This window comes from Pseudomonas gingeri, assembly GCF_013385425.1.
Lineage (GTDB): Bacteria > Pseudomonadota > Gammaproteobacteria > Pseudomonadales > Pseudomonadaceae > Aquipseudomonas > Aquipseudomonas gingeri_D.
In genome coordinates this window covers 211,812-236,806 of sequence record NZ_JACAQA010000018.1, presented here as the reverse complement: position 1 = coordinate 236,806, position 24,995 = coordinate 211,812, and the positions used below count along the sequence as shown (strand labels likewise).

General features: G+C 60.0%; 17 protein-coding genes, 4 tRNA genes and 1 pseudogene. 13 read left to right on the top strand and 9 right to left on the bottom strand.

Annotation, left to right across the window (positions count from 1 at the left end; translation table 11 throughout):
- Positions 1 to 19 precede the first annotated feature (19 nt).
- Positions 20 to 1,549, top strand: coding sequence for a DHA2 family efflux MFS transporter permease subunit (locus HX830_RS21355; protein ID WP_152737335.1), 1,530 nt, complete (start codon positions 20 to 22; stop codon positions 1,547 to 1,549).
- Positions 1,550 to 1,756: 207 nt separating this feature from the next.
- On the opposite strand, the gene HX830_RS21350 is transcribed toward HX830_RS21355, so the two are convergent.
- Positions 1,757 to 2,488: a UDP-2,3-diacylglucosamine diphosphatase gene (locus tag HX830_RS21350; RefSeq protein WP_177102435.1), complete on the bottom strand. Its 732-nt coding sequence runs from the start codon at positions 2,486 to 2,488 to the stop codon at positions 1,757 to 1,759.
- Positions 2,485 to 2,988: a peptidylprolyl isomerase gene (locus HX830_RS21345; RefSeq protein ID WP_103499465.1), complete on the bottom strand. Its 504-nt coding sequence runs from the start codon at positions 2,986 to 2,988 to the stop codon at positions 2,485 to 2,487. The genes HX830_RS21350 and HX830_RS21345 overlap by 4 nt, the downstream gene beginning before the upstream one ends.
- Positions 2,989 to 3,247: 259 nt before the next feature.
- Here HX830_RS21345 and HX830_RS21340 point away from each other — a divergent pair, with 259 nt between their 5' ends.
- Complete coding sequence (locus tag HX830_RS21340) at positions 3,248 to 4,945, top strand: glutamine--tRNA ligase/YqeY domain fusion protein (RefSeq protein WP_103499464.1); 1,698 nt, start codon at positions 3,248 to 3,250, stop codon at positions 4,943 to 4,945.
- Between the two features lie 18 nt (positions 4,946 to 4,963).
- A complete protein-coding gene (gene cysS, locus HX830_RS21335) occupies positions 4,964 to 6,346 on the top strand; it encodes a cysteine--tRNA ligase (protein ID WP_177102433.1) in 1,383 nt (460 codons plus the stop codon).
- A gap of 94 nt (positions 6,347 to 6,440) precedes the next feature.
- On the opposite strand, the gene folD is transcribed toward cysS, so the two are convergent.
- Positions 6,441 to 7,295 (bottom strand): bifunctional methylenetetrahydrofolate dehydrogenase/methenyltetrahydrofolate cyclohydrolase FolD, encoded by an 855-nt coding sequence (gene folD / locus HX830_RS21330; RefSeq protein ID WP_103499462.1) that lies wholly within the window; start codon positions 7,293 to 7,295, stop codon positions 6,441 to 6,443.
- 279 nt (positions 7,296 to 7,574) lie between these two features.
- Here folD and HX830_RS21325 point away from each other — a divergent pair.
- The 4 genes from HX830_RS21325 (at position 7,575) to HX830_RS21310 (ending at position 8,060) form a co-directional block, all read left to right on the top strand.
- Positions 7,575 to 7,651 (top strand) — tRNA-Arg (locus HX830_RS21325).
- A gap of 32 nt (positions 7,652 to 7,683) precedes the next feature.
- Positions 7,684 to 7,759: transfer RNA gene (locus HX830_RS21320), tRNA-His, on the top strand.
- A gap of 56 nt (positions 7,760 to 7,815) precedes the next feature.
- Positions 7,816 to 7,900 (top strand) — tRNA-Leu (locus tag HX830_RS21315).
- Positions 7,901 to 7,984: 84 nt separating this feature from the next.
- A tRNA-His gene (locus tag HX830_RS21310) sits at positions 7,985 to 8,060 on the top strand.
- A 200-nt stretch (positions 8,061 to 8,260) separates the two neighbouring features.
- Here HX830_RS21310 and HX830_RS32575 read toward each other — a convergent pair.
- Positions 8,261 to 8,734: pseudogene (locus HX830_RS32575) on the bottom strand (SGNH hydrolase domain-containing protein); the annotation flags it as partial.
- Between the two features lie 201 nt (positions 8,735 to 8,935).
- Between HX830_RS32575 and tig the strand changes: the two are divergent.
- The 6 genes from tig (at position 8,936) to HX830_RS21280 (ending at position 17,429) form a co-directional block, all read left to right on the top strand.
- Entirely contained in the window at positions 8,936 to 10,246 is a 1,311-nt protein-coding gene (gene tig, locus HX830_RS21305) for a trigger factor (protein WP_103497806.1), read from the top strand.
- A gap of 92 nt (positions 10,247 to 10,338) precedes the next feature.
- A complete protein-coding gene (gene clpP, locus HX830_RS21300; RefSeq protein ID WP_017736926.1) occupies positions 10,339 to 10,974 on the top strand; it encodes an ATP-dependent Clp endopeptidase proteolytic subunit ClpP in 636 nt (211 codons plus the stop codon).
- A 113-nt stretch (positions 10,975 to 11,087) separates the two neighbouring features.
- Positions 11,088 to 12,371: an ATP-dependent Clp protease ATP-binding subunit ClpX gene (clpX, locus tag HX830_RS21295; protein ID WP_103497808.1), complete on the top strand. Its 1,284-nt coding sequence runs from the start codon at positions 11,088 to 11,090 to the stop codon at positions 12,369 to 12,371.
- 138 nt (positions 12,372 to 12,509) lie between these two features.
- Positions 12,510 to 14,906 (top strand): endopeptidase La, encoded by a 2,397-nt coding sequence (gene lon, locus HX830_RS21290; RefSeq protein WP_103497809.1) that lies wholly within the window; start codon positions 12,510 to 12,512, stop codon positions 14,904 to 14,906.
- A gap of 148 nt (positions 14,907 to 15,054) precedes the next feature.
- Positions 15,055 to 15,327, top strand: a complete 273-nt coding sequence (locus HX830_RS21285) for an HU family DNA-binding protein (protein WP_002552737.1) — start codon at positions 15,055 to 15,057, stop codon at positions 15,325 to 15,327.
- Between the two features lie 242 nt (positions 15,328 to 15,569).
- Positions 15,570 to 17,429, top strand: coding sequence for a SurA N-terminal domain-containing protein (locus tag HX830_RS21280; RefSeq protein ID WP_103497810.1), 1,860 nt, complete (start codon positions 15,570 to 15,572; stop codon positions 17,427 to 17,429).
- Positions 17,430 to 17,525: 96 nt separating this feature from the next.
- Here HX830_RS21280 and HX830_RS21275 read toward each other — a convergent pair whose 3' ends face one another.
- The 5 genes from HX830_RS21275 to HX830_RS21255 are packed head-to-tail and all read right to left on the bottom strand — an operon-like array spanning position 17,526 to position 24,907.
- A complete protein-coding gene (locus HX830_RS21275; RefSeq protein WP_103497811.1) occupies positions 17,526 to 19,139 on the bottom strand; it encodes an ABC transporter ATP-binding protein in 1,614 nt (537 codons plus the stop codon).
- 1 nt (position 19,140) lies between these two features.
- Positions 19,141 to 20,160: an ABC transporter permease gene (locus HX830_RS21270; protein ID WP_103497813.1), complete on the bottom strand. Its 1,020-nt coding sequence runs from the start codon at positions 20,158 to 20,160 to the stop codon at positions 19,141 to 19,143.
- A gap of 1 nt (position 20,161) precedes the next feature.
- The gene (locus tag HX830_RS21265; protein WP_103497814.1) at positions 20,162 to 21,235 is read right to left on the bottom strand and encodes a microcin C ABC transporter permease YejB; all 1,074 of its coding nucleotides are present in this window, start codon (positions 21,233 to 21,235) and stop codon (positions 20,162 to 20,164) included.
- A gap of 1 nt (position 21,236) precedes the next feature.
- On the bottom strand, positions 21,237 to 23,078 hold the full coding sequence (locus HX830_RS21260) for an extracellular solute-binding protein (protein ID WP_152737337.1): 1,842 nt from the start codon (positions 23,076 to 23,078) through the stop codon (positions 21,237 to 21,239).
- Positions 23,075 to 24,907: an extracellular solute-binding protein gene (locus HX830_RS21255; RefSeq protein WP_177102431.1), complete on the bottom strand. Its 1,833-nt coding sequence runs from the start codon at positions 24,905 to 24,907 to the stop codon at positions 23,075 to 23,077. The genes HX830_RS21260 and HX830_RS21255 overlap by 4 nt, the downstream gene beginning before the upstream one ends.
- Positions 24,908 to 24,995 lie beyond the last annotated feature (88 nt).

Below are 24,995 nucleotides of genomic sequence, written 5' to 3'. Positions count from 1 at the left end.
TCGTTTCCAAGGATTCGCGATGAGCTCGAACGCATCTTTCACTCCCCCCAGCCTGTTGCTCAGTACCATCGGCCTGTCGCTGGCGACCTTCATGCAGGTGCTCGACACCACCATCGCCAACGTGGCCTTGCCGACCATTTCCGGCAACCTGGGGGTGAGTTCGGAGCAGGGCACCTGGGTCATCACCTCCTTTGCCGTGAGCAACGCTATCGCCTTGCCGCTGACCGGCTGGCTGAGCCGGCGCTTTGGCGAGGTGAAACTGTTTATCTGGGCGACGATCCTTTTTGTCATGGCGTCGTTCCTCTGCGGTATTTCCACCTCGATGCCTGAACTGGTGGGCTTTCGCGTACTGCAAGGGCTGGTCGCCGGGCCGCTGTACCCGATGACCCAGACGCTGCTGATTGCGGTCTATCCGCCGGCCAGGCGCGGCATGGCTCTGGCGCTATTGGCAATGGTCACGGTGGTCGCGCCGATTGCCGGGCCGATTCTCGGCGGCTGGATTACCGACAGCTACAGCTGGCCGTGGATCTTCTTTATCAACGTGCCCATCGGCGTATTCGCCGCGATGGTGGTCCGCCAGCAACTCAAGGCCCGGCCGGTGGAGATCAGTCGCCAGCCGATGGACTATGTCGGTTTGCTGACCTTGATCATTGGTGTCGGGGCCTTGCAGGTGATCCTCGACAAGGGCAATGATCTGGACTGGTTCGAGTCGAACTTCATCGTGATCGGTGCGGTCATCTCGGCGATTGCCCTGTCGGTGTTCGTGATCTGGGAGATGACGGACAAGCATCCGGTGGTCAATCTGCGGCTGTTCGCCTATCGCAACTTCCGCATCGGGACCATTGTGCTGATCCTCGGCTACGCCGGGTTCTTCGGCATCAACCTGATCCTGCCGCAATGGTTGCAGACCCAGATGGGCTACACCGCGACCTGGGCCGGCCTCGCGGTGGCGCCGATCGGGATCCTGCCGGTACTGATGTCGCCTTTCGTCGGTAAATATGCGAACAAGGTCGACCTGCGCCTGCTCGCCGGTCTGGCGTTCCTGGCGATCGGTCTGAGCTGCTTCATGCGCGCCGGTTTTACCAACGAGGTGGACTTTGGGCATATCGCCATGGTGCAACTGTTCATGGGGATCGGTGTGGCGTTGTTCTTCATGCCGACCCTGAGCATCCTGATGTCGGACCTGCCGCCCAGCCAGATTGCCGACGGTGCCGGCCTGGCGACTTTCCTGCGTACGTTGGGGGGCAGCTTTGCCGCATCGCTGACCACCTGGATCTGGATTCGCCGGGCGGACCAGCACCATGCTTATCTCAGTGAAAGCATCACCCCCTTCGATCCGGCGACGCGCGACACCCTGAGCAATCTCGGTGGGGCGGGCAGCCGGGCTTATGCCCAGTTGGATCAACTGCTCACCAGCCAGGCGTACATGCTCTCGACCGTGGATTACTTTACGTTGCTGGGCTGGGGCTTCATGGGCTTGATGTTGCTGGTGTGGCTGGCCAAGCCACCGTTCGCGGCGAAGGCCGGGCCGGCGGCGGCCGGACACTGACGGCTGGGCACTGATCTGGCGAGGAGTAAGCCCCAATGTCTTTCAGTTAAGGTCGAACACGATCCCTGTGGGAGCGGAGCTTGCCCGCGAAGCTTTTAGCGGCCTCAAGGGCCTCTTCGCGGGCAAGCACCGCTCCCACAGTGGCGTGGCGTTTTCAATGAGCGGCATTGGGACCAGCCCCCCCCCTCGCCACAAGGGATTCTGTGCTCAGGCTGGCGGCACGAAATCAAACGCCGCCAGTTGGAAACCCTGCTCGTCCACCTGCAAGGCCCAGCCCTGGCGATCCCAATCCCCCAGCACAATCCGTTTTGCCGCCTGCGCGCCGAGTTGCAGCTTGTGAATGGCCGGTCGATGGGTGTGGCCGTGGATCAGGGTCTGCACACCATGCTGCTGCATGACCTGCACCACCTCATCCGGCGTCACATCAACAATGTCATTGGCTTTCATCCGCGTCTGCGCACGACTCTCGCTGCGCAATTTGCGCGCCAGCTTGTGGCGGGTGCGCAGCGGCAGATGCCGGAGGATGAACAAGGTGATGGGGTTGCGCAGATAACGACGCAGGCGCATATAGGCCTCGTCCCGCGTACACAGGCTGTCGCCGTGCATCAACAGCACCGGCTCGTCATTCATCCGCACCACGCTCGGGTCCTTGAGCAGGGTCGCGCCGGCCGCTTTGCAAAAGGCCTTGCCCAGCAGGAAGTCACGATTGCCGTGCATCAGGAAAACCTGCGTGCCACTGTCGCTCAATGCGCGCAAGGCTGCGCAGATCGAGTCTTGAAAGGGGGTCATGGCATCGTCGCCGATCCAGACTTCGAAAAAATCGCCCAGGATGTACAGCGCTTGTGCCGAACGGGCGCGTCCGGCGAGGAAATCCAGAAACGCCCGGGTGATGTCCGGGCGCTCCTCTTCCAGATGCAAATCTGAAATCAGCAGTATCACTCAACGATCTCGGCTTTCTCGATGATCACGTCTTCTGCTGGAACGTCCTGGTGGCCGGCCTTCATGGTGGTGGCCACGCCTTTGATCTTGTCGACCACTTCAGTGCCGGAAACCACTTTGGCGAATACCGCGTAGCCCCAGCCCTGGACGGTCTTGGCGCTGTGGTTCAGGAAGCTGTTGTCGGTGACGTTGATGAAGAACTGCGCGGAGGCCGAATGCGGCTCCATGGTACGGGCCATGGCAACGCTGTACTTCTCGTTCGGCAGGCCGTTGTCGGCTTCGTTCTGGATGCTTGGGCGCTTGTCTTTCTTTTCTTTCATGCCAGGCTCGAAACCGCCGCCCTGGATCATGAAGTTGCCGATCACACGGTGGAAAACGGTGTTTTCGTAGTGGCCGGCGTTAACGTACTCGATGAAGTTGGCCACGGTGATCGGGGCTTTCTCGGCGTTCAGTTCCAGGACGATTTCGCCGTGGTTGGTGGTCAGTTTGACTTGGGTCATCTTGGCTACTCTTTGAAGGAATTCGTGGGTTTCGGCATGCGGGTACCGCTCGCGGGGCCGAACCGATCTGGCATAAAACGACCAGGTTGCGCAGTTTAGCGTGAGGCGCGGGAATTTCGAGGCGGTTTTTTCATCCCTGCACTATTAATAGCCGCCGTTTTCGGCGCGCCACTGTCAGCTGCCTGATCGCATCGGCTATGATAGCCGTTTTGATTGATCAGGCCGCCCCCGGCCGCGCAACCGCAAGCCCAAGGATCCTATGAGCAAGCCCACTGTCGACCCTACCTCGAACGTCAAGACCGGACCGGCTGTCCCGGTCAACTTCCTGCGCCCGATCATTCAGGCCGACCTGGACTCGGGCAAGCACACTCAGATCGTGACGCGTTTCCCGCCTGAGCCCAACGGCTACCTGCACATCGGCCACGCCAAGTCGATCTGCGTGAACTTCGGCCTGGCCCAGGAGTTCGGCGGCGTCACGCACCTGCGTTTCGACGACACCAACCCGGCCAAGGAAGACCAGGAATACATCGACGCCATCGAAAGCGACGTCAAGTGGCTGGGCTTCGAATGGTCCGGTGAAGTGCGCTATGCCTCGCAGTATTTCGATCAGTTGCACGACTGGGCGGTGGAGCTGATCAAGGCCGGCAAGGCCTACGTCGACGACCTGACCCCCGAGCAGGCCAAGGAATACCGTGGCAGCCTGACCGAGCCGGGCAAGAACAGCCCGTTCCGCGAGCGTTCGGTGGAAGAGAACCTCGACTGGTTCGCGCGCATGCGAGCCGGAGAATTCCCGGACGGCGCCCGCGTGCTGCGGGCCAAGATCGACATGGCTTCGCCGAACATGAACCTGCGCGATCCGATCATGTATCGCATCCGCCACGCTCATCACCACCAGACCGGCGACAAGTGGTGCATCTACCCGAACTACGACTTCACCCACGGTCAATCGGATGCCATCGAAGGCATTACCCACTCGATCTGCACCCTGGAGTTCGAAAGCCACCGTCCGTTGTACGAGTGGTTTCTGGAAAACCTGCCCGTGCCGGCGCACCCGCGGCAGTATGAGTTCAGCCGCCTGAACCTGAACTACACCATCACCAGCAAGCGCAAGCTCAAGCAGTTGGTGGACGAGAAGCACGTCAACGGCTGGGACGACCCGCGCATGTCGACGCTCTCGGGCTTCCGTCGCCGTGGCTACACGCCTAAATCCATCCGCAACTTCTGCGAAATGGTCGGCACCAACCGTTCCGACGGCGTGGTGGACTTCGGCATGCTGGAATTCAGCATCCGCGACGACCTCGACCACAGCGCGCCACGGGCCATGTGCGTGCTGCGTCCGCTGAAAGTCGTGATCACCAACTACCCGGAAGGCCAGGTCGAGAATCTCGAACTGCCGCGCCACCCGAAAGAAGACATGGGCGTGCGCGCATTGCCGTTCGCCCGTGAGATCTACATTGATCGCGACGACTTCATGGAAGAGCCGCCCAAGGGCTACAAGCGCCTGGAGCCGACCGGTGAAGTGCGCCTGCGCGGCAGCTACGTGATCCGTGCCGACGAAGCCATCAAGGATGCCGACGGCAATATCGTCGAGCTGCGCTGCTCCTACGATCCTGAAACCCTGGGCAAGAACCCCGAAGGGCGCAAGGTCAAGGGTGTGATCCACTGGGTGCCGGCGGCGGCCAGCGTCGAGTGCGAAGTGCGCCTGTACGATCGCCTGTTCCGTTCGGCCAACCCCGAGAAAGCCGAAGACAGCGCCAGTTTCCTGGACAACATCAACCCTGACTCACTGCAAGTTCTCACGGGTTGTCGTGCTGAACCCTCGCTGGGCAATGCACAGCCGGAAGACCGTTTCCAGTTCGAGCGCGAAGGTTACTTCTGCGCGGATATCAAGGACTCGAAACCCGGTGCTCCGGTATTCAACCGTACCGTGACCTTGCGTGATTCGTGGGGCCAGTGATTCTTTAAGGACGCCGTTGTGCTAACGATCTACAACACGCTCACCAAGAGCAAAGAAGTCTTCAAGCCCCTGGATGGCAACAAGGTGCGCATGTATGTCTGCGGGATGACCGTGTATGACTACTGCCACCTGGGCCATGGCCGCAGCATGGTGGCCTTCGATCTGGTCACTCGCTGGTTGCGTTTCAGCGGGTATGACCTGACGTATGTGCGCAACATCACCGATATCGACGACAAGATCATCAATCGGGCCAACGAAAACGGCGAATCGTTCGACGCGCTGACCGAGCGCATGATCACCGCGATGCACGAGGACGAGGCGCGCCTCAACATTCTCAAGCCGGACATGGAGCCGCGCGCCACGGATCATATCCCCGGCATGCTGACCATGATCCAGACCCTGATCGACAAGGGGTACGCCTACGCCCCGGGCAATGGCGACGTGTATTACCGCGTCGCCAAGTTCATGGGCTACGGCAAGTTGTCGCGCAAGAAAATCGAAGATCTGCGCATCGGGGCGCGGATCGAAGTCGACGAAGCCAAGCAGGATCCGCTGGACTTCGTCCTGTGGAAAGGCACCAAGCCCGGCGAGCCGAGCTGGCAGTCGCCATGGGGCGCCGGGCGTCCGGGCTGGCATATCGAGTGCTCGGTGATGTCCACCTGCTGCCTGGGCGAGACCTTCGATATTCATGGCGGCGGCAGCGACCTCGAGTTCCCGCACCATGAAAACGAAATCGCCCAGAGCGAGGCGGCCACCGGCAAGACCTACGCCAATGCCTGGATGCACTGCGGCATGATCCGCATCAATGGCGAGAAGATGTCCAAGTCCTTGAACAACTTCTTCACCATTCGCGATGTGCTGGACAAGTACCACCCGGAAGTCGTGCGTTACCTGCTGGTGTCGAGCCACTACCGCAGCGCCATCAACTACTCGGAAGACAACCTCAAGGATGCCAAGGGCGCCCTGGAGCGTTTCTACCATGCGCTCAAAGGCCTGCCGAATGTGCCGGCAGCCGGTGGCGAGGCGTTCGTCGAGCGTTTCACCCGGGTGATGAACGATGACTTCGGCACGCCGGAGGCCTGTGCGGTGCTGTTCGAGATGGTGCGTGAGATCAACCGTCTGCGCGAGAGCGATCTGGTGGCGGCGGCCGGTCTGGCGGCGCGTCTGAAAGAACTGGCCAGCGTGCTCGGTGTCCTGCAGTTGGAGGCCGATGAGTTCCTGCAGGCGGGTGCCGAAGGGCGGGTCGATGGGGCTGAAGTCGACGCGCTGATCCAGGCACGTCTGGCAGCACGGGCCAACAAGGACTGGGCGGAATCCGACCGTATCCGCGACCAGATCACCGCCATGGGCGTGGTGCTGGAAGACGGCAAGGGCGGGACCACCTGGCGTCTGGCTGACTGAGTCGGGTTCCTTTGGCAACAGAAAACCGCCGATTGGCGGTTTTTTGTTGGGTGAAGGCCTTCAGCGTTGTGGCAACGCTGAGGGCTCCATCGCCTCAGGCATGCAGCGTTTCGGCGGCATACAAGGTGTTTTCCAGCAGGCAGGCGCGGGTCATCGGGCCGACGCCACCCGGAACCGGAGTGATCCAGCCGGCACGGGGCAGGGCGGTCTCGTAGACCACGTCACCCACCAGCTTGCCGTCTTCCTGGCGGTTGATGCCGACGTCGATGACGATGGCGCCTTCCTTGATCCACTCGCCCTTGACCAGGCCCGGCTTGCCGGCGGCCACCACCACCAGATCGGCGCGGCCGACATGGCCGGCCAGGTCCCGGGTGAAGCGGTGGGTGACGGTCACGGTGCAGCCGGCCAGCAGCAGCTCCATGGCCATCGGTCGACCGACGATATTGGAGGCGCCGACAATCACCGCATCCATCCCGTACAGATCGACCCCGGTGCTTTCCAGCAGGGTCATGATGCCTTTCGGGGTGCACGGACGCAGCAACGGAATGCGCTGGGCCAGGCGACCGACATTATAAGGGTGGAAGCCGTCGACGTCCTTGTCCGGGCGAATGCGTTCCAGCAGCTTGGAGGCGTCCAGATGTTCGGGCAGCGGCAATTGCAGCAGCACGCCGTCGATCTGCGGATCGTCATTGAGGCGATCGATCAGGTCGGTGAGCGCCTGTTGGGTGGTGTCGCTAGGCAAGTCGTAGGCTTGTGAAATGAAGCCGACCTCTTCGCAGTCTTTACGCTTGTGCGAAACATAAACCTGAGAGGCAGGATCGCTGCCGACCAGAATCACCGCGAGGCCTGGCGTACGCAGGCCCTGCTGGCGACGCTCGGCGACACGTTGGGCGATCTGCTGGCGCAGACGGGCGGCGATCGCTTTGCCGTCGATTAGTTGTGCAGTCATGACGCGTGATTAACCATCGAGAGGGGTTGAAAAAGAGTGCGCATTCTCGCATGTCGTGGCGCGAGGGCAAAGGCGCTTGGTCCGGATATTCCCCTAAGCCCTTTATATATCTGAATTTTTTTCAGAAAAGAGTTGACGACCTTTCGGCTCGTCTATAACATTTGTCGCGCTTGTCGGGCATAGCCTAGCACTGGTTGAGAAGGTCGAGCAGAGTTGATGTCTGGCTCAGCAAGATTGAAGCACTTGGTTTGTAGTCGTCACCGAGTACAGATTAATAAGGCGCCCGTAGCTCAGCTGGATAGAGCATCCGCCTTCTAAGCGGATGGTCGCAGGTTCGAGTCCTGCCGGGTGCGCCATTAGGCAGCTTTGGCACAAGTAACGCAATATGGTGGGCGTAGCTCAGTTGGTAGAGCACAGGATTGTGACTCCTGTTGTCGTGGGTTCGATCCCCATCGTCCACCCCATATTTCGAAAAGCGCTAGATTAACAGTCTGGCGTTTTTGCTTTAAAGGCTTCATGCGCGGATGTGGTGGAATTGGTAGACACACTGGATTTAGGTTCCAGCGCCGCGAGGCGTAAGAGTTCGAGTCTCTTCATCCGCACCAAATAAAGTTTCATCAAAGCCGCTGGGTGTTGGTGAGGCTTAACAAGGAGGTCGATCTGATCGGTCTTTTTGAATAGGCAATATGGTGGGCGTAGCTCAGTTGGTAGAGCACAGGATTGTGACTCCTGTTGTCGTGGGTTCGATCCCCATCGTCCACCCCATATTCGAATAAAAACGCCAGATTAATTATCTGGCGTTTTTTTTCATCAGGTTTCGCCAAGGTCCGCTGACTTTTGCAAGGCCCAGTAAAGAAGCCGCCTTGAGCGGCTTTTTTATTGCCTCGAATTTCGCCATTCTTCGTTGTCTTGGGCGCATTTCCAGCTTGCTCGTGAGGATGTCTCTGCACCTCGAGCGGAATTTGCTTGGCTGCGTACTTGCATTTCTCGGAGTCGAACAGGAATGAAGGTCTGTCATCAAATACGTAGAGTTTCTTTCCTGAGTGCTTGAAGGCATTAAAGGTGTTTTTCAGGCGGGTCGGCAAATTATCCAGTGAAGGTACTATTTTACTTTCCCGGGCCGCGGAAATAATCACCGTCTTGATGTTCTTGTCGGCGAGGACGATCGCGAAGGTGTCCTTGAATATTTCACTGTCGATAACGGGCAGGTCGAGGTGAATAAAAGAGGCAGCGTTCAAGTCCTTGAGCTGTTCCGACGGTCCGGGCGGCAAGTGCTCTGCATGACTGTCGCCCGTCAGCGGCATATCGACCGGGCCGGAAGCTTTTGATTGGAAGCAGCGGTAGCCATTGGCGCAGCGACGGCGATAATGGCAATGGCACAAAGGTCGTCGATGTCCTGGTGCGGGCTCTGTCGGTGTGCTGGCGCAATGCTCTCCCACGGCTCTTCTATATAGTAGAAAGGCGATTGAGTGACCGTCTGTCCGGGGCGCCTGGCTCAAGGGTGACCCATGGCCAATGATTACCTGCTGTTTTTAGCCCTTTTCAGTAGGGTGACTTCTTGAGTCTGACCCTCTAGAATGCTTGCCCTTGCTTCTGAGGTCGGAAACGGCCGGCTAATGTCTGTGCAACGAGGAATATCCATGCAAGTTTCTGTTGAAAATACATCGGCTCTTGAGCGCCGCATGAGCATCACCGTGCCAGCTGAGCGCATCGAGACCCAGGTCAACAAGCGTCTGCAGCAGACTGCCCAAAAGGCCAAGATTGCAGGCTTCCGCCCTGGCAAGGTGCCAATGAGCGTGATTCGCCAGCGTTACGAGGCGGATGCCCGCCAGGAAGCCGTGGGCGATGTGATCCAGTCCTCCTTCTACGAAGCCGTGGTTGAGCAGAAGCTGAACCCGGCTGGTCAGCCTTCTGTCGAGCCGAAAGTGCTGGAGAAGGGCAAAGACCTGGAATACGTTGCTACGTTCGAAGTGTTCCCTGAGTTCACCGTTGCCGGTTTCGACTCCATCGCTGTCGAGCGCCTGAGCGCCGACGTGGCGGACTCGGATCTGGACAACATGCTGGAAATCCTGCGCAAGCAGAACACCCGTTTCGAAGTGGCCGATCGCGCCGCCCAGAACGAAGACCAGCTGAACATCGATTTCGTCGGCAAGGTCGACGGTGAAGTCTTCGCCGGTGGTTCCGCCAAGGGCACCCAACTGGTGCTGGGCTCCAATCGCATGATCCCGGGCTTCGAAGATGGCCTGGTAGGCGCTAAAGCCGGTGAAGAACGCGTTCTGAGCCTGACTTTCCCTGCTGACTACCAGAACCTGGACCTGGCTGGCAAAGCTGCCGAGTTCACCGTGACCGTCAATACTGTGTCCGCACCGACCCTGCCTGAGCTGAACGAAGCCTTCTTCGCCCAGTTCGGCATCAAGGAAAGCGGCATTGACGGCTTCCGCACCGAAGTTCGCAAGAACATGGAGCGTGAGCTGCGCCAGGCGATCAAATCCAAGGTCAAGAACCAGGTCATGGACGGTCTGCTGGCCGCCAACCCGATCGAAGTGCCGAAGGCCCTGCTGTCCAACGAAGTGGATCGTCTGCGCGTGCAGGCCGTTCAGCAGTTCGGCGGCAACATCAAGCCTGACCAGCTGCCGGCCGAGCTGTTCGAAGAACAAGCCAAGCGCCGCGTCGTGCTGGGCCTGATCGTGGCTGAAGTGGTCAAGCAGTTCGAGCTCAAGCCTGATGAAACCCGCGTGCGTGAGCTGATCCAGGAAATGGCCTCGGCCTACCAGGAGCCAGAGCAGGTTGTGTCGTGGTACTACAAGAACGACCAGCAACTGAACGAAGTTCGTTCGGTTGTGCTGGAAGAACAAGTTGTGGATACTGTTCTGCAGAAGGCGAATGTGACCGATAAATCGGTCTCCTACGAAGAAGCAGTCAAGCCGGTGGAAGCTCCACAAGCCGACTGATTTTCTGACTCGTTGGAAATACACACCATAAGCCAGCCTCGCGCTGGCTTATGCGTATTCAAGACATGACTATTTGGGAGTGACTGCAGAGCATGTTCCGTAATTCTTATATTCAGCAGAACTCTGATATCCAGGCCGCAGGCGGCCTGGTCCCGATGGTTGTCGAGCAGTCCGCTCGTGGCGAGCGCGCCTATGACATCTACTCGCGCCTTCTCAAGGAGCGGGTGATTTTTCTGGTGGGCCCGGTAGAGGACTACATGGCCAACCTGATCTGTGCGCAGCTGCTGTTCCTTGAAGCGGAAAACCCGGACAAGGACATCCATCTCTATATCAACTCCCCGGGCGGTTCGGTGACAGCGGGCATGTCGATCTACGACACCATGCAGTTCATCAAGCCAAACGTGTCGACCACCTGTATCGGCCAGGCGTGCAGCATGGGCGCGTTCCTGCTGACGGCCGGTGCCGAAGGCAAGCGTTTCTGCCTGCCGAACTCGCGTGTGATGATTCACCAGCCACTGGGCGGTTTCCAGGGCCAGGCGTCGGATATCGAAATCCATGCCAAGGAAATCCTCTTCATTCGCGAGCGTCTCAACACGCTGATGGCCAAGCATAGCGGGCGCACGCTGGAAGAAATCGAGCGCGATACCAACCGTGACAACTTCATGAGCGCAGAAGCCGCGCGTGACTACGGGTTGATCGATGCAGTGATCGACAAGCGCCCCGCTTAACATTAAGCAGCGCAAAATAGGGCTGGTCGGCTGTTCCGATCACCAGCGGGCTTGAAAAAGCCCGCAATAGCCTTCATCTTGTGTTGCAAGCCTATCGGATTTGGATCGAACGAATGACTGACACCCGCAACGGCGAGGACAACGGCAAGCTGCTCTATTGCTCCTTCTGCGGCAAAAGCCAGCATGAAGTACGCAAGTTGATCGCCGGCCCCTCGGTCTTTATCTGCGACGAGTGCGTCGACCTGTGCAACGACATCATCCGTGAGGAGGTGCAGGAAGCACAGGCTGAAAGCAGCGCGCATAAATTGCCTTCGCCTAAAGAAATCAGCGGCATCCTTGATCAGTATGTGATTGGTCAGGAACGTGCGAAAAAGGTTCTGGCGGTAGCGGTCTACAACCACTACAAGCGTCTGAACCAGCGTGACAAGAAAAGTGACGACGTCGAGCTCGGCAAAAGCAACATCCTGCTGATCGGTCCGACCGGCTCGGGTAAGACCTTGCTGGCTGAAACCCTCGCTCGCCTGCTGAATGTGCCGTTCACCATCGCTGACGCAACCACCCTCACCGAGGCGGGTTATGTGGGCGAAGACGTGGAAAACATTATTCAGAAACTGTTGCAGAAGTGCGACTACGATGTGGAAAAGGCCCAGATGGGCATTGTCTACATCGACGAAATCGACAAGATTTCCCGCAAGTCCGATAACCCGTCGATCACCCGGGACGTTTCCGGTGAAGGCGTGCAACAGGCCTTGCTGAAGTTGATCGAAGGCACGGTGGCCTCCGTTCCGCCCCAGGGCGGTCGCAAGCACCCACAGCAGGAATTCCTGCAAGTGGACACCCGCAACATCCTGTTTATCTGTGGTGGTGCGTTCTCAGGTCTGGAAAAGGTTATTCAGAACCGTTCCACCCGTGGTGGCATCGGTTTCAGCGCCGAAGTGCGTAGCAAGGAAGAAGGCAAGAAGGTGGGCGAGTCCCTGCGTGAAGTCGAGCCTGACGATCTGGTCAAGTTCGGTCTGATCCCGGAATTCGTCGGTCGCCTGCCGGTCCTGGCCACGCTCGACGAGCTGGATGAGGCTGCGTTGATGCAGATTCTCACCGAGCCGAAGAACGCCTTGACCAAGCAGTATGCCAAGCTGTTTGAAATGGAAGGGGTTGACCTGGAATTCCGTGCCGATGCACTGAAATCCGTCGCCAAGCGTGCCCTGGAGCGTAAAACCGGTGCCCGTGGCCTTCGTTCGATCCTCGAAGGCGTCCTGCTCGACACCATGTATGAAATCCCCTCGCAGTCCGAGGTGAGCAAAGTGGTGATCGATGAAAGCGTGATCGAGGGTAAATCCAAGCCGCTGTACATCTACGAGAACAGTGAGCTGCAGGCAAAGGCCGCGCCTGACGCCTGAGTGCGGCAGACTGTGACCTGACAAGGGGCCTTCGGGCCCCTTTTCTTTTGGCGCTTGTTTTTTTCCGAACAAGCCCCCATCTTGGTTTCAAGCTTATCCATCTGTTTCCGGCCGTACGGCCGCCGTAGAGGCGAAATCATGAAGACAACCATCGAATTGCCTCTCCTGCCATTGCGTGATGTCGTGGTGTATCCGCACATGGTGATCCCGCTGTTCGTGGGGCGCGAGAAGTCTATCGAAGCCCTCGAGGCCGCGATGACGGGCGACAAGCAGATCCTGCTGTTGGCCCAACGTAATCCTGCCGATGATGACCCGGGCGAAGATGCGCTGTATCGCGTAGGTACAGTCGCCACCGTATTGCAGTTGCTGAAATTGCCTGATGGCACCGTCAAGGTGCTGGTCGAGGGCGAGCAGCGCGGCACCGTCGAGCGTTTCAGCGAGGTTGACGGCTACTGCCGCGCCGAAGTGGCGCTGATCGACGAGGTCGATGCCCCGGACCGTGAGTCCGAAGTCTTTGTCCGCAGCCTGCTGGCACAGTTCGAACAATATGTGCAGTTGGGCAAGAAAGTCCCGGCTGAAGTGCTGTCGTCGTTGAACAGCATCGACGAGCCGAGCCGCCTGGTCGATACCATGGCCGCGCACATGGCCTTGAAGATCGAACAGAAGCAGGAAATTCTCGAAATCGTCGACCTGTCGGCCCGTGTCGAGCACGTGCTGGCCCTGCTCGACGCCGAAATCGACCTGCTGCAGGTCGAGAAACGCATCCGTGGTCGCGTCAAGAAGCAGATGGAGCGCAGTCAGCGCGAGTACTACCTGAATGAGCAAATGAAAGCCATTCAGAAGGAACTGGGCGACAGCGACGAAGGCCATAATGAAGTCGAAGAGCTGAAAAAGCGCATCGATGCCGCCGGTCTGCCGAAAGATGCCATGACCAAGGCCCTGGCCGAGTTGAACAAGCTCAAGCAGATGTCGCCGATGTCCGCGGAAGCGACCGTGGTGCGCTCCTACCTCGACTGGTTGGTGCAGGTGCCGTGGAAGGCCCAGAGCAAGGTGCGCCTGGACCTGGCGCGGGCCGAAGATATTCTCGACGCGGACCATTATGGCCTGGACGAAGTCAAGGAACGTATCCTCGAATACCTCGCCGTGCAGAAGCGCGTGAAGAAAATTCGGGGGCCGGTGCTGTGCCTCGTCGGACCTCCGGGCGTGGGTAAAACTTCCCTGGCTGAGTCGATTGCTCACGCGACCAATCGAAAATTCGTACGCATGGCCCTCGGCGGTGTGCGTGACGAAGCGGAAATTCGTGGTCATCGACGGACTTATATCGGTTCGATGCCAGGAAGATTGATACAAAAGATGACAAAGGTTGGCGTGCGCAACCCGCTGTTCCTGCTCGATGAAATCGACAAGATGGGCAGCGACATGCGTGGCGATCCGGCCTCGGCGCTGCTCGAGGTGCTGGACCCGGAACAGAACCACAATTTCAACGACCACTACCTGGAAGTTGACTACGACCTGTCCGATGTCATGTTCCTCTGTACCTCCAACTCGATGAACATCCCGCCGGCGCTGCTCGACCGGATGGAAGTGATCCGCCTGCCGGGTTACACCGAGGACGAGAAGATCAACATCGCCACCAAGTACCTGTCGCCCAAGCAGATCCAGGCCAATGGCCTGAAGAAGGGCGAGCTGGAATTCGAGGTCGAGGCGATTCGCGACATCATTCGCTACTACACCCGCGAAGCCGGTGTGCGTGGGCTGGAGCGGCAAATCGCCAAGGTCTGCCGCAAGGCGGTGAAAGAGCACTCCCTGGAAAAACGCTTCTCGGTCAAGGTCACCTCCGACCTGCTGGAGCATTTCCTCGGCGTGCGTAAATTCCGCTACGGCCTGGCCGAGCAACAGGATCAGATCGGTCAGGTCACGGGCCTGGCCTGGACCCAGGTCGGTGGCGAGTTGTTGACCATCGAAGCCGCCGTGGTGCCGGGCAAGGGCCAGTTGATCAAGACCGGTTCCCTGGGCGATGTCATGGTCGAGTCGATCACCGCCGCGTTGACCGTGGTGCGCAGCCGCGCCAAGAGCCTGGGGATCCCCCTGGACTTCCATGAGAAGCGCGACACCCATATCCATATGCCGGAAGGGGCGACGCCGAAAGACGGCCCTAGCGCTGGTGTAGGAATGTGTACGGCCCTGGTGTCAGCCTTGACTGGCATTCCTGTGCGTGCCGACGTGGCCATGACCGGTGAAATTACCTTGCGCGGTCAGGTGCTGGCCATTGGTGGTTTGAAGGAAAAATTGCTGGCGGCACATCGTGGTGGGATCAAGACCGTCATCATTCCAGAAGAGAATGTGCGCGATCTGAAGGAAATTCCTGACAATATCAAGCAGGATCTTCAGATTAAACCGGTTAAATGGATTGACGAGGTCCTGCAAATTGCGCTGCAATACGCGCCGGAGCCCTTGCCAGATGTGGTTCCGGAGATCGTCGCGAAAGATGAGAAGCGCGACTCCGATTCTAAGGAAAGAATCAGCACGCATTAAGTACGGATCAAGCCTGGGTGGCTTCCTTGACAGCTTTTTAGAGCCCTTGTTATAAAGCGGCTCTTAAGTGTCTGTAGGCCATTCAGCACAGGTTTAGCTTTCACCCAAAAACTTAGAAATATACTCAATAGATATAAGGGGACTTAGAGTGAACAAGTCGGAACTGATTGATGCTATCGCTGCATCCGCTGATATCCCGAAAGCTGCTGCTGGCCGTGCGCTGGATGCAGTCATCGAATCCGTCACTGGCGCTCTGAAGGCTGGCGACTCCGTTGTACTGGTAGGTTTCGGCACTTTCTCCGTGACCGACCGTCCTGCTCGCATCGGTCGCAACCCTCAGACCGGTAAGACGCTGGAAATCGCTGCTGCCAAAAAGCCAGGTTTCAAAGCCGGCAAAGCACTGAAAGAAGCTGTCAACTGACATTCGTTCAAGCCTTTGCCTATCCGGGTCGGGTTATTGCCTGATCTGGCCGCGGAGCGGTGAAGCGGTCGGCCAGGGTCCTTTTTCAGGGCCGGCCTGACACGCCGAGGGACGCGTATCGAGCCCTCATCCGCTCTGCCAGTTACGAGAAGGCGCATCCTCGGATGCGCCTTTCTTCTATCCGGATTCTACCCACGCTCCACGGTTGCCCACATTGAAGTTCAACCGTTTCTGGGGGACGCATGCTGCAAAATATCAGGGACAATTCACAAGGCTGGATTGCCAAGACCATCATCGGAGTCATCGTCGCATTGATGGCGCTGACCGGTTTCGATGCCATTTTCAGGGCCACCTCCACTAGCCAGGACGCGGCCAAGGTCAACGGTGACGAGATCACCCAGACCGAGCTGAGCCAGGCGGTCGACATGCAACGTCGCCAACTCATGCAACAGCTGGGCAAGGATTTCGATGCCTCGTTGCTGGATGAGAAAATGCTCCGCGAATCCGCCCTCAAGGGGCTGATCGATCGCAAGCTGCTGCTGCAGGGCGCCGAGAAGTCGAAGTTCGCTTTCTCCGAGGGTGCTCTGGACCAGGTCATCCTGCAAACCCCTGAATTCCAGGTGGACGGCAAGTTCAGCTCCGATCGTTTCGACCAGGTGATTCGTCAACTGGGCTACGGTCGTATGCAATTCCGCCAGATGCTGGCTCAGGAAATGCTGATCGGCCAGATCCGTGCCGGTCTGGCGGGCAGTGGTTTCGTCACTGATGCCCAGGTACTGGCGTTTGCCCGTCTGGAAAAACAGACCCGCGATTTCGCTTCGCTGAACGTGCCGGTCGATCTGTCGGCGGTCAAGCTGACCGATGACGAGGTCAAGGCCTACTACGACAAGCACGCCAAGGAGTTCATGACGCCGGACCAGGTGGTCGTCGATTACCTGGAGCTGAAGAAGTCCTCGTTCTTCGATCAGGTCACCGTCAAGGATGAAGACCTGCAGGCGCTGTATCAGAAAGAAACCGCGAACCTCGCTGAACAGCGTCGTGCCGCGCACATTCTGATCGAAGTGAATGACAAGGTGAACGACGCACAGGCCAAGGCGAAGATCGAAGAGATCCAGCAGCGCCTGGCCAAGGGTGAGCATTTCGACGCCCTGGCCAAGGAGTTCTCCCAGGACCCGGGTTCGGCCAGCCATGGCGGTGACCTCGGTTTCGCCGGCCCGGGTGTCTATGACCCGGCCTTTGAAAAGGCGTTGTATGCCTTGACCAAGGACCAGGTGTCGGGACCGGTGCGCAGCGAGTTCGGTTATCACCTGATCAAGTTGCTGGGCGTCGAGGCACCACAAGTGCCGACCTTCGCCAGCCTGAAGGACAAGCTGACCCGCGAGCTGAAAAACCAGCAAGTGGAACAGCGTTTCGTCGAGGCGACCAAGCAGCTCGAAGACGCCTCGTTCGAAGCTTCCGACCTGGCCCAGCCGGCCCAGGACCTGAACCTGAAGGTGCACACCTCGGCGCCGTTCGGGCGTGAAGGTGGTGAAGGTGTAGCAGCCAACCGTGCCGTCGTGACGGCGGCGTTCAGTCCGGAAGTGCTGGATGAGGGTGCCAACAGCACCGCCCTCGAGCTGGATCCGGACACCGTGGTGGTATTGCGTGCCAAGGAACACCACAAGCCTGAGCAACTGCCTCTGGCCAGCGTGGATGCGCCGATTCGCAAGCAATTGACCAAGGAGCACGCCACGGCGGCGGCCAAGGTCAAGGCTGATGAACTGATCGCCAGCCTGCGTGAAGGCAAGGCACTGCCGGCCGGCCAGACCTGGAAAACCCAGGAAGCCGTCACCCGCGGTCAGGAAGGTGTTGATCCTGCAGTGTTGCAAGCGCTGTTCCGCATGCCCAAGCCCGAAGGCAAGGACAAGCCGACCTTCAGCACCGTGACCCTGGCTGATGGCAGCCTGGTGCTGGTGCGTCTGAACGGCGTGAACGAAGGCGCGGCACCAAGCGAAGAAGAGAAGGCGTCCTATCGTCGCTTCCTCGCCTCCCGTGCCGGCCAGCAGGACTTCGCGGCCTACCGCAAGCAGCTGGAAGGCCAGGCGGACATCAAGCGCTTCTGAGGCACTTGATTCAGCCAACGCTCGCTACATAAAAAAAGACCGCTCATTGAGCGGTCTTTTTTATGTCCGGGAAACAGGAGTCGTCGCTCGGCGTACCTACACTGGACCCGTCCCGGGCACCAGGAACGCCGCTTCCAGCAACTGTTTTGTATAAGGATGTTGCGGCGCGGCAAAGATGTCCTTTGCGTCGCCTTGTTCAACGGCCTTGCCATGCTTGACCACCATCAGCTGGTGGCTCAGCGCCTTGACCACCGCCAGGTCGTGGCTGATGAACAGGTAGGTCAGGTTGTACTTGATCTGCAACGAGCGCAGCAGTTCGACGACCTGGCGCTGCACCGTGCGGTCGAGGGCCGAGGTCGGCTCGTCGAGCAGGATCAACGCCGGCTTGAGCACCAGCGCCCGGGCAATGGCGATGCGCTGGCGTTGTCCGCCGGAGAACTCGTGGGGGTAGCGGTTGCGGGTTTCCGGATCCAGGCCGACTTCTTTCAGCGCCGCGATGATCGCCGCTTCCTGTTCCTGCTCGTTACCGATCTTATGGATACGCAGACCTTCGCCGACAATCTGGCTGACGCACATGCGCGGGCTGAGGCTGCCGAACGGGTCCTGGAACACCACCTGCATTTCCCGACGCAACGGTCGCACCTGCTTCTGCGACAGGCCGCTCAACGACTGGCCTTCGAAACGGATATCGCCCTGGCTGCCGATCAGTCGCAGGATCGCCAGGCCGAGGGTGGATTTGCCCGAGCCGCTTTCGCCGACAATGCCCAGGGTCTGGCCCCGGGGCAGGCTGAACTGGATGCCGTCCACGGCCTTCACATGGTCCACGGTGCTGCGCAACAGGCCTTTCTTGATGGGGAACCAGACCTTGAGGTCGTCCACCTCCAGCAGCGGCTCACCGACCTCGGTCACGGCCGGTTCGCCACGGGGTTCGGCGCTGAGCAGTTCACAGGTGTAGGGATGTTGCGGGGCCTGGAACAGGGCTTCGCAGTCGGCCTGCTCGACGATCCGGCCGCGCTGCATGACGCATACGCGATGGGCGATCCGGCGCACAAGGTTGAGATCATGGCTGATCAGCAGCAGGGCCATGCCCAGGCGTGCCTGCAGTTCCTTGAGCAATTCGAGGATTTTCAACTGCACCGTCACATCGAGGGCGGTGGTCGGTTCGTCGGCGATCAGCAGCTCCGGCTCGTTGGCCAGGGCCATGGCGATCATTACACGCTGGCGCTGGCCGCCTGAGAGCTCGTGTGGGAGGGCTCTGAGGCGTTTGTGTGGCTCGGGGATGCCCACCAGCTCCAGCAGCTCCAGGGTGCGTCGAGTGGCCACCTTGCCGGTCAGGCCCTTGTGGATGCCGAGCACTTCGTTGATCTGCTTCTCGATGGAGTGCAGCGGGTTCAGCGAGGTCATCGGCTCCTGGAAGATCATCGCGATGCGATTGCCGCGGATGTGGCGGATGGTCTTCTCTTTCAGGGTCAGCAGGTCCTGCCCGGAATACTGGATCGTGCCGCTGGGATGATGGGCCAGGGGGTAGGGCAGCAGGCGCAGGATCGAGTGCGCGGTGACCGACTTGCCCGAGCCGCTTTCGCCGACCAGGGCCAGGGTTTCACCGCGACGGATATCGAAGCTGATGTTCTCCACTACCCGCTGGCGCTGCTCGCCGACCACGAACTCCACCGAGAGGTCGCGCACTTCGATCAGATTGTCCTGATTCATCTTACTTCCTCGGGTCGAAGGCATCGCGAGCGGACTCGCCGATAAACACCAGCAGGCTGAGCATCAAGGCCAGCACGGCGAACGCGCTCATGCCCAGCCAGGGCGCCTGCAGATTGGATTTGCCCTGGGCCACCAGTTCGCCCAGGGACGGCGAGCCGGCCGGCAGGCCGAAGCCGAGGAAGTCCAGGGCTGTCAGGGTACCGATGGCGCCGGTCAGGATGAACGGCATGAAGGTCATGGTCGAGACCATGGCGTTGGGCAGGATATGGCGGAACATGATCGCGCCGTTCTGCATGCCCAGGGCCCGTGCTGCGCGGACATATTCCAGGTTGCGCCCACGGAGGAACTCGGCGCGCACCACGTCCACCAGGCTCATCCAGGAAAACAGCAACATGATCCCCAGCAGCCACCAGAAGTTCGGCTGGACGAAGCTGGCGAGGATGATCAGCAGATAGAGCACCGGCAGCCCGGACCAGATTTCCAGGAAACGCTGCCCGGCCAGGTCGACCCAGCCGCCATAGAAGCCCTGCAAGGCGCCGGCGATCACGCCGATGATGGAACTGAGCACGGTCAGGGTCAGGGCGAACAGCACCGAGATGCGGAAGCCGTAGATCACCCGGGCGAGCACGTCGCGGCCCTGGTCATCGGTGCCCAGCAGGTTGTCCGCCGATGGCGGGGCGGGGGCCGGGACACGCAGGTCGTAGTTGATGCTCTGATAGCTGAACGGAATCGGCGCCCACAACGTCCAGGCGTCCTTGGCCTTGAGCAGTTCGCGGATGTACGGGCTCTTGTAGTTGGCCTCCAGCGGGAACTCGCCGCCGAAGGTGGTTTCCGGATACCGCTTGAGGGCCGGGAAATACCAGCCGCCGTCGTAGTGCACCAGCAGCGGCTTGTCGTTGGCGATCAGCTCGGCACCCAGGCTCAGCACGAACAGTACCAGGAACAGCCACAGTGACCACCAGCCACGTTTGTTGGCCTTGAACCGTTCGAAACGTCGGCGATTGAGGGGGGATAACTGCATCTCAATGCTCCCGATGTTCGAAGTCGATCCGCGGATCGACCAGGGTGTAGGTAATGTCGCCGATCAGTTTCACCACCAGCCCCAGCAGGGTGAAGATGAACAGGGTGCCGAAGACGATCGGATAGTCGCGGTTGATCGCCGCCTCGAAGCTCATCAGGCCCAGGCCGTCGAGGGAGAAGATCACTTCCACCAGCAGGGAGCCGGTGAAGAAGATGCCGATGAAGGCCGAGGGGAAACCGGCAATGACCAGCAGCATGGCGTTGCGAAACACATGACCGTAGAGCACGCGGCGCTGGGTCAGGCCCTTGGCCTTGGCGGTGACCACGTACTGCTTGTTGATTTCATCGAGGAAGCTGTTCTTGGTCAGCAGGGTCATGGTGGCGAAGTTGCCGATGACCAGGGCGGTAACCGGCAGCGCCAGGTGCCAGAAGTAGTCGAGGATCTTGCCGCCGAAGCCCAACTGATCGAAGTTGTTCGAGGTCAGTCCGCGCAAGGGGAACCAGTTCAGGTAGCTGCCTCCGGCGAACACCACGATCAGCAGGATCGCGAACAGGAACGCCGGAATCGCATAACCGACGATGATCGCCGAACTGGTCCAGACATCGAAATGACTGCCATGGCGAGTGGCTTTGGCAATGCCCAGGGGAATGGAGACCAGGTACATGATCAGGGTGCTCCAGAGCCCGAGGGAAATCGATACCGGCATCTTTTCCTTGATCAGGTCGACGACCTTGGCATCGCGGAAGAAGCTGTTGCCGAAGTCCAGGGTCGCGTAGTTCTTGATCATGATCCACAAGCGTTCCGGCGCCGACTTGTCGAAGCCGTACATGTGCTCGATTTCCTTGATCAGGGCCGGGTCCAGGCCCTGGGCGCCGCGATAGCTGGAACCGGCCACCGAGACTTCCGCACCGCCGCCGGCGATCCGGCTGGTAGCGCCTTCGAAGCCTTCGAGCTTGGCGATCATCTGTTCCACGGGGCCGCCGGGGGCGGCCTGGATGATCACGAAATTGATCAGCAGGATGCCGAACAGGGTCGGGATGATCAGTAGCAGTCGGCGAAAAATATAGGCCAGCATCTTATTGCTCCGCGCTCGTGCTGTCGGTTTGTAGCGGTACCGCCGGCTTGGCATCCGGCTTGATCCACCAGGTGTCGAGGCCGATGTCGTAGGCTGGCGAGACCTTCGGATGGCCGATATGGTCCCAGTAGGCCACGCGCCAGGTCTTGATATGCCAGTTGGGGATCACGTAGAAGCCCCATTGCAGCACGCGGTCGAGGGCGCGGGCATGCTCCACCAGGCTCTGCCGGGAGTCGGAATCGATCAGCGTTTCCACCAGCTCATCCACCGCCGGGTCCTTGAGGCCCATGAGGTTGCGGCTGCCGGGTTTGTCGGCGCTGGAAGATTTCCAGAACTCGCGTTGCTCGTTGCCCGGTGAGTTGGACTGCGGGAAGCTGCCGACGACCATGTCGAAGTCCCGCGAGCGCAGGCGGTTGATGTACTGGGAAACATCGACCCGGCGAATCACCAGATCGATGCCGATGTCGGCGAGGTTGCGCTTGAACGGCAGCAGCACCCGCTCGAAATCGGTCTGGGCGAGGAGGAACTCGATGCTCACCGGCTTGCCCTGGGCGTCGACCATCTTGTCGTCGACGATGCGCCAGCCGGCCTCCAGCAACAGCTGGTAGGCACGGCGTTGTTGCGGACGGATCATGCCGCTGGCGTCGCACACCGAGGGTTCGAAGGCCTGGGTGAAGACCTGTTCGGGAATCTTGCCCCGCAGTGGTTCGAGGATGGCCAGCTGGGCGGCGTCCGGCAGGCCGGTGGCGGCCATTTCCGAGTTTTCGAAATAGCTGCGGGTACGGTGGTAGGCGCCGTTGAACAGCTGCTTGTTGGTCCACTCGAAGTCGAACAGCAGGCTCAGGGCCTCGCGCACGCGGATATCCTGGAACATCGGTTTGCGCAGGTTGTAGATGAAGCCCTGCATGCCCGTCGGATTGCGATTGGGGATCTGCTCCTTGATCAACCGACCCTGGGCGACCGCCGGGGTGTTGTAGGCGTTGGCCCAGTTCTTCGCGCTGTTCTCCAACCAGTAGTCGAATTGCCCGGCCTTGAGGGCTTCCAGGGCCACGGTGCCGTCACGGTAGTAGTCCATGACCATGGCATCGAAGTTATAGAAGCCACGGTTGATCGGCAGGTCCCTGGCCCAGTAGTCCTTGACCCGCTCATAGCGTACCGAGCGTCCGGCCCTGACCTCGGCCAGCTTGTACGGCCCGCTGCCGAGGGGGAACTCCAGGTTGCCCTTGTTGAAGTCACGGTCGGCCCACCAGTGCTTGGGCAGCACCGGCAACTGGCCGAGGATCATCGGCAGTTCACGGTTGGTGGTGCGCTTGAACTTGAACAGCACCCGCAACGGGTCTTCGGCGATGACGTCGTCGACGTCGGCGTAGTAGGTCCGGTACAGCGGGGCACCATCCTTGATCAGGGTCTGGAAGCTGAACACCACGTCTTCGGCGCGCATCGGGTGGCCGTCGTGGAAGCGTGCCTCAGGGCGCAGGTAAAAGCGCACCCAGCTGTTGTCCGGGGCTCTTTCGATTTTTTCCGCCACCAGCCCGTATTCGGTGAAGGGCTCGTCCAGGCCATGGCGCATCAGGGTGTCGTAGATCAGGTCGAGACCATCGGCCGGCACGCCCTTGCTGATAAAGGGGTTGAGGCTGTCGAAACCGCCCATGGACGACTGGCGGAAGGTACCGCCCTTGGGGGCGTCGGGATTGACGAAGTCGACATGCTGGAAATCGGCCGGGTATTTCGGGGGTTCGTTGTAGAGCGTCAGGGCATGTTGTGGAGCAGCGACGGCAAGGCCGGCCAGGGCGCTGAACAGCAGGCCGCTGAAGGGCAGGAACAGGACGCGCGAAAACATCATTGGGCTTTCTCCGAAGCTTTCATCCACCAGGCGCTCAGGCCCAGGGTGTACGGCGGCGTGGTGACGAAGGCGAACCGGTTGCGGTAGGCCAGGCGATGATAGTCAAGGTACCAGTTGGGAATCATGATGTGTTGCCAGAGCAGGACCCGGTCCAGGGCACGACCGGCGGCCAGTTGCTCGTCGCGGGTGTGGGCCGCCAGCAGGGCTTCGAGCAGATGGTCGATCACGGGGCTTGCGACCCCCGCGTAGTTCTTGCTGCCCTTGACGCCGGCCTGGCTGGAATGGAAGTACTGCCACTGCTCGAGTCCCGGGCTGAGGTTCTGGTCCAGGGTCATCAGGATCATGTCGAAATCGAACTGGTCGAGACGTTGTTTGTACTGGGCACGATCCACTGTTCGCAGGCGGGCGTCTACACCTATGCTCGCGAGGTTTTCGACGTAGGGCTGGAGGATCCGTTCCAGGTTCGGATTGACCAGCAGTATTTCAACGCGCAGGGGTTGGCCGTTCTTGTTCAGCAGGCGCTGGCCGTCGAGTTTCCAGCCGGCGTCGCCGAGCAGGGCGAGGGCGCGGCGCAGGGTTTCGCGGGGGATGCCGCGACCGTCGGTCTGCGGCAGGCTGAAGGGTTCGCTGAACAGCCGGGCCGGCAGTTGTTCGCGGTAAGGCGCCAGCAGCAGCCATTCCTGCCCGGCCGGCACGCCCGTGGCGGAAAACTCGCTGTTGGGATAAAAGCTCATGGCCCGCCGGTAGGCTCCGCCGAACAGCGTGCGGTTGGTCCATTCGAAGTCGAACATAAGGCCCAGGGCTTCGCGCACCGGGTCCTGGGCAAAGCTGGCACGGCGGCTGTTCATGAACAGACCCTGGGTCTGGGTCGGGATCCGGTGGGGGATCCGGGTCTGGATCACTTCGCCCCGCTCGACGGCTGGAAAGCGGTAGCCGTTGGCCCAGTTCTTGGCCTGGTGTTCGATATAGATATCGAATTCGCCGGCCTTGAAGGCTTCGAAGGCGACGTCGCTGTCGCGATAGAACTCTACTTCGACGCGATCGAAATTGTATTTGCCGCGATTGACCGGAAGGTTTTCGCCCCACCAGTTCCTGACCCGTTCAAAGACCAACTGGCGACCCGGTTGCACCTTGCTGATGCGATAGGGGCCGCTGCCCAGTGGCGGCTCGAAGGTGGTGGCGGTGAAGTCGCGGCCTTGCCAGTAATGCTGCGCCAGCACCGGCAGTTCACCCAGGCGCAGGATCAGCAGCGGATTGCCCGAGCGTTTGAAGACGAAGCGGATTCGCTGGGGCGTGAGCACGTCGACCCGGGCCACTTCCTGCAGGCTGGTGCGGTACTGCGGATGACCTTCCTTGAGCAGCAGGCGGTAGGAAAAGGCCACGTCGTAGGCGGTAATTGGCGTGCCATCGTGGAAACGCGCCTCGGGCCGCAGGTTGAACACCACCCAGCTGCGATCCTCGCTGTACTCCACCGACTGGGCGATCAGGCCGTAGCTGGCGTTCGGTTCATCCCCCGAGGGTGCGTACTGGCCGGTGCCGGCCATCAGGGTGGCGTTGAGCTCGTTGACGCCGTATTGCAGGAAATTGGGCGTGCTGACCGGGCTGGTGCCCTTGAAGGTGTAGGGGTTGAGGGTGTCGAAGGTGCCGAACGCCATCACCCGCAAGGTGCCGCCTTTGGGGGCATCGGGGTTGACCCAGTCGAAGTGGGTGAACCTGGCGGGGTACTTGAGCGTGCCGAACTGCGCATAACCATGGCTTTCGCTGATCGTCGCGCTTGCGGGAGAGCTCAAGGCCAGGCTGATGAACAGCAGGAGGAGGGGACGCGTCAAGGCAGAGATCCGATCCAGGCGGCTTGGGCTATAGGGCCAGTACCTTAACAGCTTGTATCGGGTGGAAAAAGGCGTGCCGGAAGAGGCG